The following is an 18,075-nucleotide window of genomic DNA, read 5'->3' on the forward strand; positions in this document are numbered from 1 at the left end:
AAGGAAAGAAGGGTGCGAAGGAAGCGATATATGAACATATACTACGAGATATTTTTGCTCATCATATGAATACATCGTCGTCTAAGGTTCGAACAAATCAGGGGTATTTTGAGCTTGGGTTGCAGTCTTCTCAACTTTTGGAAATTAGCCAAGAAGTAGAATCTAAGCTAGGGATTGTTGTTAGCCCTACCTTGTTCTTTGAGTATGGCACGATCCAGGAATTGTCTCGTTATTTTGCCGAACATGTCGCCTTGCCACCCGAGTGGGAGGAAGGGCAAGAGGAAGAAGTAGAAGTAGAGGATGAAGAAGTTAGTGATCCGGTTCTTCTAGCAAAAGAAGCACCAGATGTGCAGGAGCAGGATGAAGACATTGCGATAATTGGTATGGCGGGACGTTTTCCTGGTGCTGCTAACATCTCAGAGTTTTGGGCTAATTTAGTAGCTGGAAAAGATTGCGTTACAGAGGTACCACCTTCCCGCTGGGACTGGAAGAAATTTGACAATCTTACCTCTCCATCGGGAAAACCAATTTCTAGATGGGGTGGTTTCATTGATAATGCTGATTGTTTTGATCCTCATTTCTTTAGTATTGCCCCACGAGAAGCAGAAATCCTTGATCCTCAAGAACGTTTGTTTTTGGAAGTATGTTGGGAGTGTATAGAGGATGCAGGCTATACCCCACAAACATTGGCTGCCTATTCGGGAGGGAATCATTCAAGCTCTGTAGGGGTCTTTGCGGGTGTAATGCATAAAGATTATACCCTTATTGGGGCCGAAGCAGTAGCGGAGGGAATGCCGTTACCTCTATCGCTTAATTATGCACCTATTGCCAATCGAGTTTCTTATTTTTGTAACTTTAACGGCCCCAGCATGGCTATTGATACCGTATGTTCCTCTTCATTGGTTTCCGTCCATTTAGCCATCGACAGTATACGAAAAGGGGAAAGTGATGTTGCTTTAGCTGGAGGAGTGAACTTATCTCTTCATCCCAACAAATACTTAACCTATGGTATGGCAAATATGCATGCCTCAGATGGTTACTGTCATTCCTTTGGGAAAGGTGGGGATGGATATGTGTCAAGTGATGGGGTTGGTGTGGTGTTGTTAAAGCCTTTATCCAAGGCGAGAAAAGACAAGGACAATATCTATGCTGTCATTAAAGAAAGTGCCATTAATCATGGTGGGAGAGCTAATGGCATTACTGTGCCTAATCCAGTGGCACAGGGGGATTTGATTGCTTCATGTCTTGCGAAATCTGGAATTGATCCACGTACTATTAGTTATGTTGAAGCACATGGTACGGGTACATCTCTTGGTGATCCAATTGAAATTCAAGGGCTAATCAGGGCTTATCGACAATACACTTCTGATAAGCAGTATTGTTCTATTGGATCAGTTAAATCGAACATCGGTCATGCGGAATCGGCGGCTGGGATTAGTGGATTAATTAAGAACGCACTACAACTTTATCATAAAACTTTAGTGCCTTCCCTACATTCAGAAGAGTTAAATCCCTATATACACTTTGAGGACTCTCCCTTTTTTGTGCAACAAGAAAAAGAAAGCTGGAATAAACCAACTATCACAAAAGAAGATGAAACAGTCGTTTTGCCACGTAGGGCTGGCCTTAGCTCTTTTGGTGCAACAGGTACAAATGTGCATATTATTATGGAGGAGAATCCTTCCATTGTACATCAAGAGAAATTTTCGAAATCATCCCAAAAGATCCTAGTGCCTATCTCTGCTAAGAGCGGAGAACGTCTTCTCGCTTATGGGCAGAAGCTTCTAAACTATCTTAATCAACTAGAGGAGGATGATAGTCTAAATATGACAGATCTTGCCTATACGCTTCAAGTTGGTCGAATAGCATTGGAGGAACGGGTTGCTTTCATGGTTAAGGACCGTAATGACTTTAAGCAGAAGCTGAAAAGCTTTTTGGCAGGCGAAGATAAAACGAATGGAATTTACCGCGGACATATCCGACAACAGGATGAGTTATTGGATTTGTTGACAGGGGATGAAGATGGACAAGAGATACTACAAAAATGGCAGCAAAAGGGCAAATCGCATTACATTGCTCGGTTATGGGTGATTGGTATGGATGTGGACTGGCATTGCTTTTATCCCAAAGGTCAGCCAAAGCGCATCAGTCTACCAACCTATCCATTTAAGCAGGAGCGTTTTTGGATTCCGAATGTTCCAAGTGCTACCAAGAAACCTACACACCTCCATCCATTATTGCATCAAAATACGTCAGATTTTTCTGGGGTGCGATTTACTTCTAATTTTACGGGTAAGGAGTCTTTACTAAGTGAGTATAGGGTAAAGGGACAGCCTGCTTTATCTGTGACCACTTTTTTTGAAATGGTTCATAATGCCATCCTAAAAGCTTGGGAAGAGGAAACCCCAGAAATACCACAGATTGTGTTAAATAAGATAGACTGCCTTGAATCTCTGTTAATAGATTCGTCTGCAATCGAGGTTTATCTGCGATTATTTATGAACGAAAAAGATGTCATTGAATTTGTGATAGCAAGCGACACTAGACCGGATGAAACTATCTGTCAAGGGGAAGCATACTTACGCTCACCGTTAGCTCCACCAACAGTGGATATTCAAACTCTAATCGACAATAGTAAGGAAACCGAACATAATCTAGAGAATCTATTAAGCTCAGTGGGGGTATCATTTGGCTCGGGATATCAAGTAATCGAAAAGATATATCAGGGATCTAACCAGTTGGTATTAAAATGTCATCTGTCTCAAGCTACTGAACAAATACAAGAACAAATGATAACACATCCTATCTTGTTAAATGTTTCTTTGCAAATTGCTAGAGTTCTATTAGTAGAGGATGATTTTCAGGATCAGTCATTTTTCTTACAAAGTAAGACCATTGAATATTTTAATACTGAAAACCCTAAATGGGCAGTCATCACACCAAATGATCAATTGGGGAGATGGGATGTAAGGCTTTGTGCGTCAGATGGTAGTGTCTGTGTTTATATGACTAACATTCATTGGGTAAATAAGCGTGGAGATCAGGTAAAGGGACAGGAGGTATTGTCGGATGATGAGATGGTGATGGTGTCTTCATCCTATGAATCACAAATGGATAATTTACAACGTCTATTACCAGATATACCGTTGCCTAAGATAAAAGGCTAAGGAGCCGCAGTAAATGATGAGCAAGAGGTAGGTACATGGTAACTAATTGACCAAACTATTCATTTATGGATGATGTCAAGGATGAGTATAGGAAGAGAGTTCGATGATAGTCAATGATGAAAGTGATCTTTTCATGAGTCAGGAGGTTTGGATATGGTAGAGTTGGAACGGATGTATTGTGAGCTCCTCTTACGACAATTACAGTCAATAGGGTTGTTTACAAACAAGCAATTTAATCTATTAGAATTAGTGGAACAATATGGGCTGCATGAAAGGTATAAAAATTGGCTAGAAGTAAGCATCCGCTTTTTAGAAGAGAAGAACTATCTAACGTGGAATGGTGAAACAGGTGTTGTGAAAGATCCTGATCCAAGACAAGCGGATATAGTTTGGAAGGAATGGGATGAACAAAAACAGCCATGGATAACGGAAGACAACACTCGTGCTCAGGTGGTTTTAGTCGAGACAATGATGCGCTCCCTGCCAGATATTCTCACAGGTAAGAAACTGGCTACGGATATTATGTTTCCCAAATCTTCCTTTGAGTTGGTAGAGGGAATCTATAAAAATAATGTGGTAGTTGATTATTTTAATGATGTATTATCCACCATGTTAATAAACTATTGTAATTTATTACGCCAGCAGCATCCAACTGTCAAGATCAACATATTAGAGATTGGAGCTGGAACTGGTGGTACCAGTGTAGGTATTTTTAAAAAGCTGGCCCCAATTCAGGACTCGATTGGAGAGTATTGTTATACGGATATTTCAAAGGCTTTTTTGCAAATGGCAAAGAGTACCTTTCATAAAAACTATCCATATACAACCTATCACACGCTTAATATAGAGAAATCTACTGAGCAACAAGGATTTCGACAAGGATATTATGATGTAGTCATTGCAGCAAATGTACTCCATGCCACTCGAGATATAAAGAGAACTCTAATCAATACAAAAACTCTATTACGTAAAAATGGATTATTATTAATCAATGAAATAAGTCAATTATCTCTTTTTACCCATTTAACCTTTGGTCTAACTGATGGTTGGTGGTTGTATGATGATGACTTACGCATTCCAGGCTGTCCTGGTTTATATCCTGAGACATGGAAAAAAGTATTGGAAGAGGAAGGGTTCCGTTCTGTTTTATTTCCGGCTGAGACATCGCACGATTTGGGTCAACAAATCATTGCAACAGAAAGTGATGGTGTGATCCGTTTGGTAAAAACGCCTAGCGAGACTTTACAGAAGAAGGAACCGCAGGATAAAGAACTAGTTAAGTTTTCAAGTGAACCATCTACATCTACTACTGAAGTGGAAGTGTATATTGCGGATATGGTCTTAGAGCAGGTAGCTGATGCTCTTAAGATGAACCCGGGTAAGATAGACAAAGAGCTGTCTTTTGCAGAATATGGTGTTGATTCCATTATTGGGGTTCGACTCATACAAGCAATAAATGAAGCCTTGGAGATAGAATTAGAGACAACGGATTTGTTTGATTATACGTCTGTTAAATTATTAACAGATTATATTACCTCAAACTTCAAGGAAGAGATCGCTACTAGAGTTGAGGTAGCCGAACCACAGGGAAAGGAGGAGAAACCAGAGCAAGTGATCCATCCGAGCCCTTCTAAAGTTAGGACAAACGGTTACACTAAACGATCGACAATTCCGACTACCGAGTTAGATTCATCATCTAAGGACAAAGAAAAAGCACCCATTGCTATTATTGGAATGAGTGGCCGTTTTCCTCAGTCTCCAACGGTAGATGACTTGTGGGAACATCTTATGAAAGGCGAAAATCTGGTGAAAAAGGTCACTCGTTGGGATTTATCTCAATATTATGAGGAGAATGCTAAATTTTGTGACTATGGTGCCTATTTGGAAGATATCGACCAATTTGACCCCCTCTTTTTTAATATATCGGGAATGGAAGCAACATATATGGATCCGCAACAACGATTATTCTTAGAAGAGTCCTGGAAGGCAATGGAAAACGCCGGTTATGTTGGTGAAAGTGTGAAAGGTCGCAAATGTGGCATATATGTTGGCTGTGGTGGTGGGGATTATACCTCCTTATTTATGGACTCACCTCCACCCCAAGCGTTGTGGGGAGCATTGAATTCAGCGATACCTGCCCGAATTGCCTATCTATTAAACTTGAAGGGACCAGCGGTTGCGATTGATACAGCCTGTTCTAGTTCTTTGGTGGCCATTCATATGTCCTGCCAAAGCTTATGGTCAGGGGAAACGGAAATGGCGTTAGCTGGTGGTGTTTATATTAATAATACTCCTCAGTATCATCTATTAGCGGATAAAGCAGGGATGCTTTCGCAACAGGGGGGCTGCTTTACTTTTGATGACCGGGCCGATGGAATGGTACCAGGTGAGGCAGTGGGAGCGGTCGTACTCAAGCGCCTAGATGATGCACTCCGGGATGGAGATCACATTTATGGTGTTATTCGAGGGTCGGGTATGAATCAGGATGGAACGACTAATGGAATTACGGCACCTAGTCTGCGATCACAGCAGCAATTAGAAGAGTCCGTTTATGAAACGTTCGATATTAACCCAGAAGAAATTCAAATGGTAGAGGCACATGGTACAGGAACTAAATTAGGCGATCCTATTGAATTTCAAGGCTTAAGCAGATCTTTCCGTTCCTTTACAGATCAAAAGGGCTACTGTAGCCTAGGTTCTATTAAAACCAATATTGGTCATACACAGTTAGCCGCGGGTATATCTGGTCTTATTAAAATTCTATTGTCTCTATCCCATAAGCAAATACCTCCATCACTGAATTTTGAAAAGGAGAACGCTAATATTCGATTAGAGGACAGTCCTTTTTTGGTCAATACTGAGCTAAAAGAGTGGAAAGTCAAACCAGGTATTAAACGACGGGCTGCCCTTAGTTCCTTTGGAGCTACTGGGACGAATGCTCATATGGTGATTGAAGAGGCACCAGAAAGGACTTTGGAGCATCAGGAGAAACCAGCTTACCTTTTTGTTTTATCTGCTCGTAACGAGGAAGGGCTACAAAAACAGGTGGAGCAATTTATTACTTATTGTGAGCGTGAGGAATCTGGAGATTGTGGTAATATTAGCTTTACCCTTTTATTTGGTCGTCAACACTTTAAATACCGTCTTGCCTGTGTGGCTTCCGATTTAGTAACTGCCCGACAAGCATTATTAGCCTGGCTTCATGAAGATCACGCAGAGGATGTCTATGTAAGTGAAAATCAAGAGCAACGAGAGAAACCAGCCTTTAAACAGCTCGGTAATCAATGTATTCACCAATGTCAAACGTCGGATACAGGCTATAAGGACAATCTATCCACCGTGGCCGATTTATATGTTCAGGGATATGAATTAGATTATCCTGCTCTGTTTACGGAAGGTCAATATGGTCGGGTGCCTCTGCCTACGTATCCGTTTTCGCCAGATCGGTATTGGGTACCACAACCAGAGGAAGTTACGGCTCCTGCGAAGGAAGCCTCTCCTGTGTCCGATTCCTCCCAGACTCCAGTAGCGGAAGCGATGGGAAAATCGGCGGAGGAAACCCGGTTAATGACATTTGCGGAAAACTGGCAACAACAAGAGCTACCGGATGAGCGATGGGCCCCACCGAAGGTGTGGGTCTGTTTTCTATCCGATCCTAGCTATCAATCATTATGGCGTACAGGCCTTCAAACCCGTTATCCTGGGACAGAGGTCATTTTTATTGCCCAGGGACCGAAAGCTTCTCGGGAAAATGCCCATTCTTACCAGCTCCCTCGAGAGGATGGAGCGGCTTACCGCCAAACCCTTCAGCGCATAGCGGCTGACTGGGGGACGGGCTTTGCTTTACTCTATCTGTGGCCATTGGAGGAACCGCACTTCCTTAGCGATTATAGGCCCCTTTTCCACCTATTCCAGGCAACGCAGGAAGCGAAGCCAGCCCGTTTCGTCTGGGCAGGGGAGTGGACGAGTCCACTGGAACGCAGCTATCTCGAATCTTGGATGGGCTGGGAGCGATCTCTGGGTTTCCTGTTCCCTCAGATGGAGGTCGCAGGAATCCTACAAAAAGCCACCTCCGAAGCGCTGGACATAACGAAGTGGCTGGATAGGCTCGCGGACGAGCTCGGGACCCCTGATCTAGAGAGTGTGCTCTATGACGGAGGGAAACGGCATGTTTGCCGAATAAAGTCGACGGATATCACGGAAGGGGAAGGGCAGATTCAAGAAGGTGGTACGTATCTTATCACCGGCGGTGGAGGGGGCTTAGGCCGTTCATTGGCGGCTAACCTCACTCGCTCGCGATCTGTCAATTTGGTGTTAACAGGACGGTCCCCGTTATCCGATTCCTTAGCGGCGGAGATCAAGCAATGGGAAGAAACAGGCAGCCAAGTGGTGTACTGCCAGGCGGATGTTTGTGATCGAGCGGCAATGGAAGCGGTCCTTGCAGAGGCTAAGACTCGATTCGGAGGAATCGACGGGGTCATTCATACGGCGGGGGTAGCGAGTACAGCACCTCTTCTGGCAAAGTCTGCGGCTGATTTTGCACATGTGTTAGCTCCGAAGGTGCAAGGGGTCCAGGTCTTGGATGAGGTTTTCGCCTCGGAATCCCTTGATTTTGTCTGTTATTTTTCCTCCTCCTCGGCAATTTTGGGAGATATGGGGGCAGGAGATTATGCGATCGCTAACCGTTTCCTCCTGGCCTATGCTGATCAAAGGCAAGCAATATACCCTGGGAAGACGCTCGTGATCCATTGGCCTCTATGGAAAGAAGGGGGAATGGGGCTAGGAGACGAGGAACAGACCCATCTCTATCTCGCTTCTAGTGGCCAACGAGCCTTGGAAACAGAGGAAGGATTCGCTCTTTTTGAGCGCTTACTCGGTCAGTCCTCCACTCAGCATTTGGTTCTGGCTGGTCAACCGGAGCGAGTCTACCGATTTCTAGGGATAGATCAGCCGGAGACAGTGGAGCCATTACCGAAGCAACCTGATGTCTTGGATGTGCCAGCCGGGCAAGGAAGGCGCGAAGAAATGAAGGGGTTAAGTGTCCCCCAATGTGTAGAGTGGGATTTAAAGGAAATCGCCTCCCAGCTATTACAAATCCCGCGGCACCAATTGCAGGTAGAGAGTAACCTGGCGGACTTTGGCTTTGATTCGATTACCTTAGCCACCTTTGCCGAACAATTGACCGATCATTATCAGGTGGAGATTACCCCGGCTCTCTTTTTTGGCTACCCTACATTAGGGAAGTTGACGGACTATTATATGACGGAACACAAAGAAGCCATGGCCGACTTTTACAGGGAAGGGACGACAAGGGAAAAGCCATCCTTGCATTTATCAACCGAGGACCAGCCAGCGCCGAAGGAATCGTCTCAGCCAGTCAGATCAGAAAAGCTAGAGGAGCGAAAATCTCCATCCGCTCCTCAGGTGCCAGCGGCACCAACCCAGCCAGATACGGAACCTATTGCCGTGATAGGGATGAGTGGCCGATTTCCTGGGGCACGAAATATTGCGCAACTGTGGGAGCATCTGGTCCAAGGAGAAGAGCAGGTTCAACCAACGACCCGTTGGTCGGAAGAGGGGGAACCATGGCACCTCGGCATGGTGCCAGGCGTACGGGAATTTGATCCCACATTTTTTGGGATTTCTCCACGGGAAGCGCAGAACATGGACCCGCGCCAGCGTTTATTACTCCAGGAAGCTTGGAAAGCATTAGAGGATGCAGGCTATGGGGAAAAGCAATTAGCGCGTCAACAGATTGGCATGTTTGTTGGGGTAGAAAATGGCGATTACCAGTATCTCAGTGGCTTCGATGGTCCGATTACCTCTAATCATGATGCGATATTGGCCGCACGGCTTTCCTATGTGCTCAATCTTAGTGGCCCGAATATGGCGATCAATACCGCTTGTTCCTCTGGATTAGTCGGTTTGCATCAGGCGTGTCAAAGCCTACGTATGGGGGATTGTGACACAGCCATTGCCGCTGGGGTGAATCTAGTGCTCCTGCCACAGACGCTAGAAGCGATTGATCAAGCTGGCATGTTATCCCCAGATGGGCGATGTTATGCCTTTGATGAACGTGCAAATGGGATGGTACCAGGAGAAGCGGTGGCAGCGGTGGTGCTTAAGCGCCTTTCACAAGCGCAAGCGGATCAAGATCCGATCTATGCGGTAATCCGGGGGAGTGGTATGAACTATGATGGCAAAACCAACGGTATTACCGCCCCGAACGGGGTGGTCCAATCCCAGCTTTACCGTTCGGTGTATGATCGGTATGGTATTGATCCGGAAACCTTATCCTATATTGTCACCCATGGCACGGGGACAAGGTTGGGAGACCCAGTGGAAGTCAATGGCCTACGGGATGCCTTCCAAAGCTATACAAAAAAAGAAGGGTTTTGTGCGATTACGTCTACCAAAACCAACTTTGGACATACCTTTGCGGCTTCCGGACTGGTGAGTCTCATTAGTATGGTGCAGGCTTTAAGACATGAAACCATTCCAGCTAGCTTGCACTGTGAACAGGAAAATAAATATATCCAATGGGAAAATAGCCCTTTTTATGTCAATAAGACCAATCAAGAATGGAAAGACAGCCCGGGAAAACCTCGTCGAGGAGCAGTAAGCGCCTTTGGAATGAGTGGAACCAATGTGCATTTGGTAGTAGAGAGCTATTCAAAAGAGGAACGGGACGAGAAGGGAACATCGCTCCCATATTATTTGTTGGCACTGTCGGCAAAGACCGAAGAGGCGTTGGCTGAAAAGGTAACCGATTTAATCGCCTATTTGGAAGACCCGGAGGGGCAGAAGGCGGATCTTTTACAAGTCAGCTATACCCTTTTACATGGTCGCCAGCATTTTCGTCATCGATGGGCAATGATCGTTCATCAAAAGGAAGACGCACTATATGCTTTAAAGCGAGCCATCAATAAAGAAAATACACCTAATCTATTTCATGGTGTGGTACCTTCGATGTTTACGAGTCAAACAGCGTTAATGAAATATATTACTAGTTTATTAGAACAGAACAAAGATGCACGGAAGGACCCCCAACAATATCAAGAGAACTTAATGGCGTTAGCTACGATGTATTGTCAGGGATATGAAATAGATTCGGAGGCTTTATTTTTTGGTACGAATGCTAAAAGTTTGCATATGCCAACTTATCCCTTTGCGAGAAATAATTACTGGGTAGAAAGTAAGGAACCAGATATGCGTTACTCTATTCGGGAAACGATCGATTCGCCTTCGCCAAATGAGGATCCGACGACAAAATCCTTAAGAAATGAACCGAAGAAGGATCATGGAGAGGCTTCCAAACAATATGCCTTACAACACTTGTCAACACCTGAGATAGATACATGGTCATCTGTCCCTATAGCGAAACCAGAATCGATCCAATTAACTGGAGTAAAAGATAAATCAAGGGGGAATGAGCATTCGGAAACTAGTGACATCGAGGAGATTGAAAAATCGATAGCCATGCTGTTAAAGGAAGTTTTAGATTTGGATCAAGAGAATGTCGATCGTGATATGCCATTTATTGAAATGGGGATGGATTCCATCGTTGGCGTGGAATGGATCCAAGCAGTAAATAACCAATACCAAACATCGTTTACTGCTAATAGCATTTACGAATTTCCTAATATTCGTAAATTTGCCACAGCCTTGGCGCAATCCTCATCAGGATTTGCGGAGGATGCGATAGATGGAGAGAACGAGTCTAAAATAGATTCTACTCTACCAATAGAACCGATAGATAAGCCCAACGATTCACCGACTTTAAATAACACGGAAGAGGTAATATCATACTTGGTTGAAAGCTTGGCAGAATCTCTTTCTATGGATAAGAAGGAGATTAAATTGGATAGTGAGCTTGTTGAATTAGGGTTAGATTCCATTATTGGTGTGGAATGGATTCAGGCAATTAATGAACGATATGGACTTACTCTTACGGCTAATAGTATCTATGAATACCCTTATCTTCGGGAGTTTGCAGATTTTATACTGGGTCAATTATCGATGGAAAATGAATTAGATAATTCATCACCACTCCATTTGCAACAGCTTGTTAAAAGTGTACAGGCTGGTGAAATCGATATAGAGCAAGCTGATCAGTTATTGCAAAGGGGAGATATTAAAAAATGAAAAATGATTTAGTGATTACTGGCATTGGTATCTTATCTGCTATCGGTCAAGGGAAATTGGACTTTTCTTCCGCTTTACTAGAGGGAAAGCATGTCTTCAATCAAATGAAACGTCCTGGTAGGAAAAAAGAGATAGATTTTATCGGAGCTGAAATAGATCAATTGAATTTTCCAGATGAGAATACCAAAAGGCAGTGGAGGAGGGCATCTTTAACAAGTCAGGTGGCCTTACTGACATTGATGGAAGCATGGCAGGAGGCGAAGTTAGCTCACATACCTGCTGAAAGGATTGGGCTTATTATAGGTGGGTCCAATGTACAACAAAGGGAAATGCTGCACATTTATGATCATTATCATGATAAACCGCATTTTATTTCACCCACCTATGGGATGTCCTTCATGGATAGTGATATCTGTGGTTGGTGTACAGAACAATTTGATATTAAAGGTCTAGCCTATACTATTGGTGGCTCTTCCGCTAGTGGACAGATGGCTGTAATCCAGGCATGTGAAGCAGTATTATCCGGAAAGGTGGATGCTTGTATTGCGCTAGGTGCATTAATGGATATCTCGTATATCGAGTGCCATGCCTTTCGGTCACTAGGGGCAATGGGAACGGATCTCTATGTCCACCAGCCTGAAAAGGCTGCCCGCCCCTTTGATCAAAACCGAGATGGATTTATTTATGGGGAAAACTGTGGAGCGGTAGTGATTGAACGAAGAGAGACAGCATTAAAACGAAGCATTCCATCTTATGCTCAAATTCTGAGCTGGGCTAGGGGAATGGATGGTAACCGAAATCCTAATCCTTCACGGGAAGGAGAAATGCTTGTTATTCAACAAGCATTGGAGCAGGCGGATCTCCTCCCTGATTCGATTGATTATATTAATCCACATGGTTCCGGATCTCTAATAGGAGATGAAACGGAACTTCAAGCGTTAATCGACTGTGGACTGCCACATGCCTATATCAATACTACCAAATCGATTACTGGACATGGCTTAAGTGCAGCTGGGATAGTGGAATTAATTGCCACACTGTTACAAATGGAAGCAAGACAATTGCATCCAAGTCGCAATTTGCAAAACCCGATAAATGAATTCTTTAATTGGGTGCGCCAAGGAAAAAACGAGGTGTCCATTAACCATTCACTTAATCTAAGTTTTGGTTTTGGAGGAGTGAATACCGCTGTTTGTCTCAAAAATGAAAGATGATACTGGAGGGGATAGAACATGAATATAGTTGGAATTGAAGCAATGAACGCTTTTGGAGGAACAACTTATTTGGATGTGATGGAATTAGCAAAACATAGGGGATTAGATTTGACACGCTTTGAGAATTTACTAATGAAGGAGAAGGCTGTGGCTCTGCCATTCGAAGATCCCATCACATGTGGGGTAAATGCAGCTAAACCTATTGTCGATGGGCTATCCCCAGAGGAGAAGGATCGGATTGAGCTATTGATCACCTGTTCAGAATCTGGCATTGATTTTGGTAAATCAATGAGCACTTATATTCATCATTACTTAGGTCTAAATCGTAATTGTCGTATGTTTGAGTTGAAGCAGGCATGTTATTCAGGCACGGCTGGTTTGCAAATGGCCGTTCAATTTATTCTCGCCCAAACCTCTCCTGGGGCAAAAGCCCTTGTGATTGCCAGTGATATCTCACGATTTTTAGTAGCTGAAGGTGGTGAGGAATTGTCTCAAGATTGGTCCTATGCGGAACCAAGTGGTGGAGCGGGAGCTGTTGCGATGTTGATTAGTGAGACACCTTATTTGTTTCAGGTAGATGTAGGTGCCAATGGCTATTATGGATATGAGGTAATGGATACATGCCGGCCCATACCAGACAGTGAAGCAGGGAATGCAGATTTGTCTTTGTTGTCTTATCTGGATTGTTGTGAACAGACTTTTTTAGAATATCAACGGAGAGTTGCTGAGGTAGATTATCAACAAACCTTTCAATATCTCTGCTATCATACCCCTTTTGGTGGAATGGTCAAAGGTGCCCATCGAACAATGATGCGAAAAATGGTTAAAGCGAAATCCCAAGAAATTGAAATGGATTTTGAAGAACGTGTCTTACCAGGTTTGAAATATGGGCAAAGGGTGGGGAATATTATGGGGGGAAGTGTTCTCTTGTCCCTATTAAGCACCATTGACCAGGGCCGATTTGATTCACCAAAACGGATTGGTTGTTTTTCCTATGGATCTGGCTGTTGTTCAGAATTTTATAGTGGTATTGTATCACCCAAAGGTCAAGAAAAACTTAGACAGTTTAGGGTCGAAGAACAATTGAATAATCGTTACCATTTAACGATGGAAGAGTATGAAGAGCTGTTAGTGAGAAGCAATGAGGTTAAATTTGGGACAAGAAATGTAAAGTTGGATCTTGACCTTATTCCGGGGACGAAATCGCTGAGTGAGGATAAAGGTCTTTTGGTATTAGAAGAAATTCATGAATTCCATAGAAAATATCGGTGGTTATAATGGACTATCAAACGGTGAATGTCCAGATAGAACAAGCTATTTGTTATTTGCAGCTTTATCGTCCAAAAGCAAATAATACCATTAATGACCAGATGATTGAGGAATGTCATCATGTACTTGATTGTTATGAGAAATCGATCAACGTTGTGGTAATAGAAGGATTACCAGATGTCTTTTGTTTTGGTGCAGACTTTCAGGAACTGCATGACACGATGGCAAGTGGGCAAATACGTGAGCGAAACCCAGAACGGTTATATGATTTGTGGTTAAGGTTAGCCACTGGACCCTTTATTACCATTTCCCATGTCAGAGGTCGGGTTAACGCAGGAGGAATAGGATTTGTGGCTGCAAGTGATATTGTATTGGCAGAAAGTAATGCTCAATTTAGTTTATCAGAGTTGTTATTTGGGGTTTTCCCTGCAGCAGTACTTCCCTTTCTAATTCGTCGAATAGGTGTTGCAAAAGCCAACTATTTGACGATCATGACAAAGACCTTTACGGTTCAGCAGGCAGATGCATGGGGATTAGTTGATGCCTTTGAGGATAATAGCAAGTCACTTTTACGTAAACATCTGCTTCGCCTCAAACCGTTAACCAAAACAGCCATTACACGGTATAAACAGTATGTACATAAGCTTTATAGCCCGTTGCAAGAACAAAAATCACTGGCTGTGGAAGCGAATCAAGAAATGTTTTCAGACGAACAAAATTTGGCAGGGATTTACCGTTATATTGAAACAGGAAAATTTCCTTGGGAGTGATATAGGGATGAGAGGAGGGAATAGATGAAGTCTGTTGTGCACATTGAAGAGATTGAACCGGAAATTGTATTGCTGAGGATGCAGGATGATGTATACAAAAATACATTTTCAAAGGCATTAATTGACGAATTGATTGATGCCTTTGATGCAATACAAGCCAATCAAACCTATAAAGTGGTGATTTTAACTGGTTATGATACCTATTTTGCATCAGGAGGGACACGAGAAAGTTTATTGGCCATTCATGAAGGTAAAGAAAAGTTTACAGATAAAAATGTTTATAGCTTGGCATTGAATTGCGATATTCCGGTTATTGCTGCAATGCAAGGTCATGGAATCGGGGGTGGTCTCATAATGGGCTTATTTGCCGATTTTGTTATTTTAAGCAGGGAAAGTGTCTATACAACTAACTTTATGAAGTATGGTTTTACCCCGGGTATGGGGGCCACTTGTATCTTGCCAAGAAAACTAGGTATCAGCTTGTCTGAGGAGCTATTAATCACTTCCGCTAACTATAGGGGAGCTGATCTTGAAAAGAGGGGAGTGCCATTTCCTGTACTGCCACGAGTAGAGGTATTAAATCATGCGGTTGAATTAGCACGTGAGATTGCTGAAAAACCAAGGTATTCCCTTGTTCTTTTAAAAAATCACCTAGTTGCTCCGATACGTCAGGAATTACCTTCCATTATCGAACAAGAAGTGACCATGCATGAAAAAACCTTTCACCAACAGGAAGTAAGGGAACGGATTCATAATCTATTTGGGAAATGAGGGGAGGAATGGCATTTATGGATACAAAGGAAATATTTCGTGCGCTTCAATCAGATAAAATTACTGTTCAACAAGCTTATAATGAGCTTGCGACTTTTCTAGATCAATCACCTCAAGAGGAAGGGGGTGATCAAGGAAAACGGAAGGAAAAAGAAGCCTTAACTTTACAAGATTCAGTCGTCGATTGTCGAGAGATTGAACCAGGGATTGTCCAGGTTTCCATGCAAGATCGTAAACATAAAAATACTTTTTCTACAGAATTGATTTCTGGTCTTATGCAAGCTTTTGAATCGTTAAAAAACAATACAAATTGCAAAGTGGTTATCCTTACAGGTTATGATACGTATTTTGCCTGTGGTGGCACACAAGAAGGTTTGTTGGCACTGTATGAGGGCAAAGCGAAAATGACGGATCTTCATCTCTATAGTTTGTCGATGGAGTGTGATATTCCCGTTATTGCAGCAATGCAAGGGCATGGCTTGGGAGGAGGGTTATGCCTAGGTATGTTTTGTGATTTTGTTATTATGAGCCGGGAAAGTAAATATGCCTGTAATCATATGAGTTATGGTTTTACACCTGGTGATGGAGCAACGTTGATTTTGCCTCGTGTTTTGGGTCATCCTTTGGCACAGGAGTTTTTATTTACCGGAAAAAATTTCAAGGGTGCTGAACTGGCCGAGCGAGGGGCGTTGGTTCCTGTTCTTCCGAGAAAGGATGTCTTGCCTTATGCAATTAAGTTAGCGAGAGAATTGGCCGAGAAGCCGAGGGAATCCTTGACACTGTTAAAGCAACATATGGTGACAAACCTAAAGGAAGACTTAACGAAGGTAGTAGAAAAAGAATGGGTGATGCAAGAGAAAACCCTTGTCAATCGACCAGAAGTGATGGAAAAAATAATGCCAGCGTTTCATGTAGCCTCTGCCACATCCAAATTTCCAGAACTTCTTCATTTGAATCAGCATTTTAGTGGAAGACCGGTATTTTGGATACACGGGGAAGGTGGAGGAGTAGAAGGATTTCAAATGCTTGCAGAAAAAAGCAAACGACCATTTTATGGGATACAGGCGAAAGGACATTTGACAGAACATACTCCTATAAAAGGAGTGGAAGCAATAGCCGCGTATTATGTCAAAATAATCCAAAGCAAGCAGGCGAAAGGTCCCTATGATTTAGGTGGGTATTCTTTAGGAGGAGTATTGGCATATGAAGTCATCCGTCAACTGCAGGAGGCAGGAGAGACCGTTAGCACTCTGGTATTGATAGATTCTCCTGATCTCTCTAGTTGGGAAAAAATACAGCTCAGTCCTCAAAGCAAAGCCTTGCAAGCAGTTAATATGGCATTGTTAAATCGTAACAAGAAGGAAGCAGATCACATTTTGAAAAACCTGATTCATAACAAAGAAATTCCTGAGTATAACGATGAGAAGTCATTTTTGATAGAACTAATCCGACTTGGAAGAGAACGAGGGCTTTCTTTAACGTTATCGGAGGAGGCATTATTGGATTTGTTTCTGCGGCATTTACGAATGCAGGAGGCATTTGAAATAGAGCAGTACACTTTATCGACCCTGCCGAATGCTTCCGAGGTTACTTGCTATTATGTCCGAAATCAAAGCGGTTTATTTTATGGTGAGCTTATGTCCTATATGACAACGGATAGAGATGACTTTAGTATTGATCATACAAGTTATTGGGAGGAGTGGGTGAGGGTTTTCCCTCGTTTTCACCTGTTAGATGTAGAATCTACTAGCCATATGACACTACTGTTCGATCCGGCTTCACAAGCGGATATTGTGTCGTTATGCAAGAAATTGTATGAATAATAATAGTTTAAATAAAGGGAAGGAATGAAGGTAAAATGAAATTTAGTTTAATGACATATTCACTAGTTTCTAAGATGCGTTCTGGAGAAATGAAGTTGGAGGATGTTATTGCATTTGCCGAAAATGAAGGATTTGATGCGATTGAGTTATTGATGTTTGATTTTAGTCGGCCAACCGGAGAAATTAAAACAATGTTGGAAAATCATCAGATGAAGATTTCATGTATCAATGCCTTTGTTGATTTAGCAGTACAGCAGGAGGATACCCATTCAGACAATATAGCACTCTGTCAGCAAATTATTGATAAGGCAGTGGAGCTTTCCGCACCAATGGTAATGCTGGTGCCGGCTATTCCACAGTTTATTGCCAGTGAAGAAGATAAACAAAAGGGGCTACCACGCATTATTTCTGCATTACAAAAGATTACACCTTATGCCGAATCGAAAGGTGTTGTGCTAACAATTGAAAATTATCCTGCACTCCAGACCCCTTTTTGCAGTGTAGCTGAAGTGACAAATATTTTGGATCAAGTCCCTGGACTCAAATTAACCTTTGACTATGGCAATATGTTAGTGGCAGGAGAGGATCCTCTTAAAGCCTATGAAATGCTAAAAAAATACACGGTGAATGTCCATTTAAAAGATTGGCAGTTCGTAACAGAGGAAACGGAGACCCAGTCTGTAGATGGGAGATATTTAAAATCAGTGGCTCATGGCCAAGGGGTAATGGATTATTCGTCGCTATTTACCAAAATGGTATCAGATGGTTATGAAGGATATTGTTCCTTTGAATATGAAGGAGAGCTAGATGCAATAGATGCCACAAGACAAGGAATGGAGCATTTAAGAAAGCAATTAGACCAAGTGATGGCTCGGGGATTACATCATTAATATTTTGAATATAACAGGGGAGTGGT

7 protein-coding genes and 3 pseudogenes are annotated in these 18,075 nt (G+C 42.8%); all 10 read left to right on the forward strand.

What is annotated here, in order from left to right; genetic code table 11:
• Positions 1-32: 32 nt before the first annotated feature.
• Positions 33-2,525, forward strand: a pseudogene (locus tag ACZ5R4_RS18355) (type I polyketide synthase); the annotation flags it as partial.
• A 147-nt stretch (positions 2,526-2,672) separates the two neighbouring features.
• Positions 2,673-3,167: pseudogene (locus ACZ5R4_RS18360) on the forward strand (polyketide synthase dehydratase domain-containing protein); the annotation flags it as partial.
• Positions 3,168-3,320: 153 nt separating this feature from the next.
• Positions 3,321-11,312 carry an SDR family NAD(P)-dependent oxidoreductase gene (locus ACZ5R4_RS18365; RefSeq protein WP_464367767.1) on the forward strand — a complete coding sequence of 2,664 codons (7,992 nt, stop codon included), beginning with the start codon at positions 3,321-3,323 and terminating at the stop codon, positions 11,310-11,312.
• Positions 11,309-12,526: a beta-ketoacyl synthase N-terminal-like domain-containing protein gene (locus ACZ5R4_RS18370; RefSeq protein WP_464367768.1), complete on the forward strand. Its 1,218-nt coding sequence runs from the start codon at positions 11,309-11,311 to the stop codon at positions 12,524-12,526. The genes ACZ5R4_RS18365 and ACZ5R4_RS18370 overlap by 4 nt, the downstream gene beginning before the upstream one ends.
• Before the next feature lie 18 nt (positions 12,527-12,544).
• A complete protein-coding gene (locus tag ACZ5R4_RS18375; protein WP_464367769.1) occupies positions 12,545-13,804 on the forward strand; it encodes a hydroxymethylglutaryl-CoA synthase family protein in 1,260 nt (419 codons plus the stop codon).
• Positions 13,804-14,565: an enoyl-CoA hydratase/isomerase gene (locus tag ACZ5R4_RS18380; protein ID WP_054789200.1), complete on the forward strand. Its 762-nt coding sequence runs from the start codon at positions 13,804-13,806 to the stop codon at positions 14,563-14,565. Before ACZ5R4_RS18375 ends, ACZ5R4_RS18380 begins: the two co-directional genes overlap by 1 nt.
• 24 nt (positions 14,566-14,589) lie before the next feature.
• A complete protein-coding gene (locus ACZ5R4_RS18385) occupies positions 14,590-15,336 on the forward strand; it encodes a polyketide synthase (RefSeq protein ID WP_109985199.1) in 747 nt (248 codons plus the stop codon).
• 173 nt (positions 15,337-15,509) lie between these two features.
• Positions 15,510-16,232 (forward strand): annotated as a pseudogene (locus ACZ5R4_RS18390) (polyketide synthase); the annotation flags it as partial.
• Positions 16,233-17,159, forward strand: coding sequence for a thioesterase domain-containing protein (locus ACZ5R4_RS18395; RefSeq protein WP_347836102.1), 927 nt, complete (start codon positions 16,233-16,235; stop codon positions 17,157-17,159).
• 50 nt (positions 17,160-17,209) lie between these two features.
• A complete protein-coding gene (locus ACZ5R4_RS18400) occupies positions 17,210-18,049 on the forward strand; it encodes a sugar phosphate isomerase/epimerase family protein (protein ID WP_464367770.1) in 840 nt (279 codons plus the stop codon).
• Positions 18,050-18,075: the final 26 nt, after the last annotated feature.

This window comes from Gracilibacillus sp. JCM 18860 (assembly GCF_055395245.1).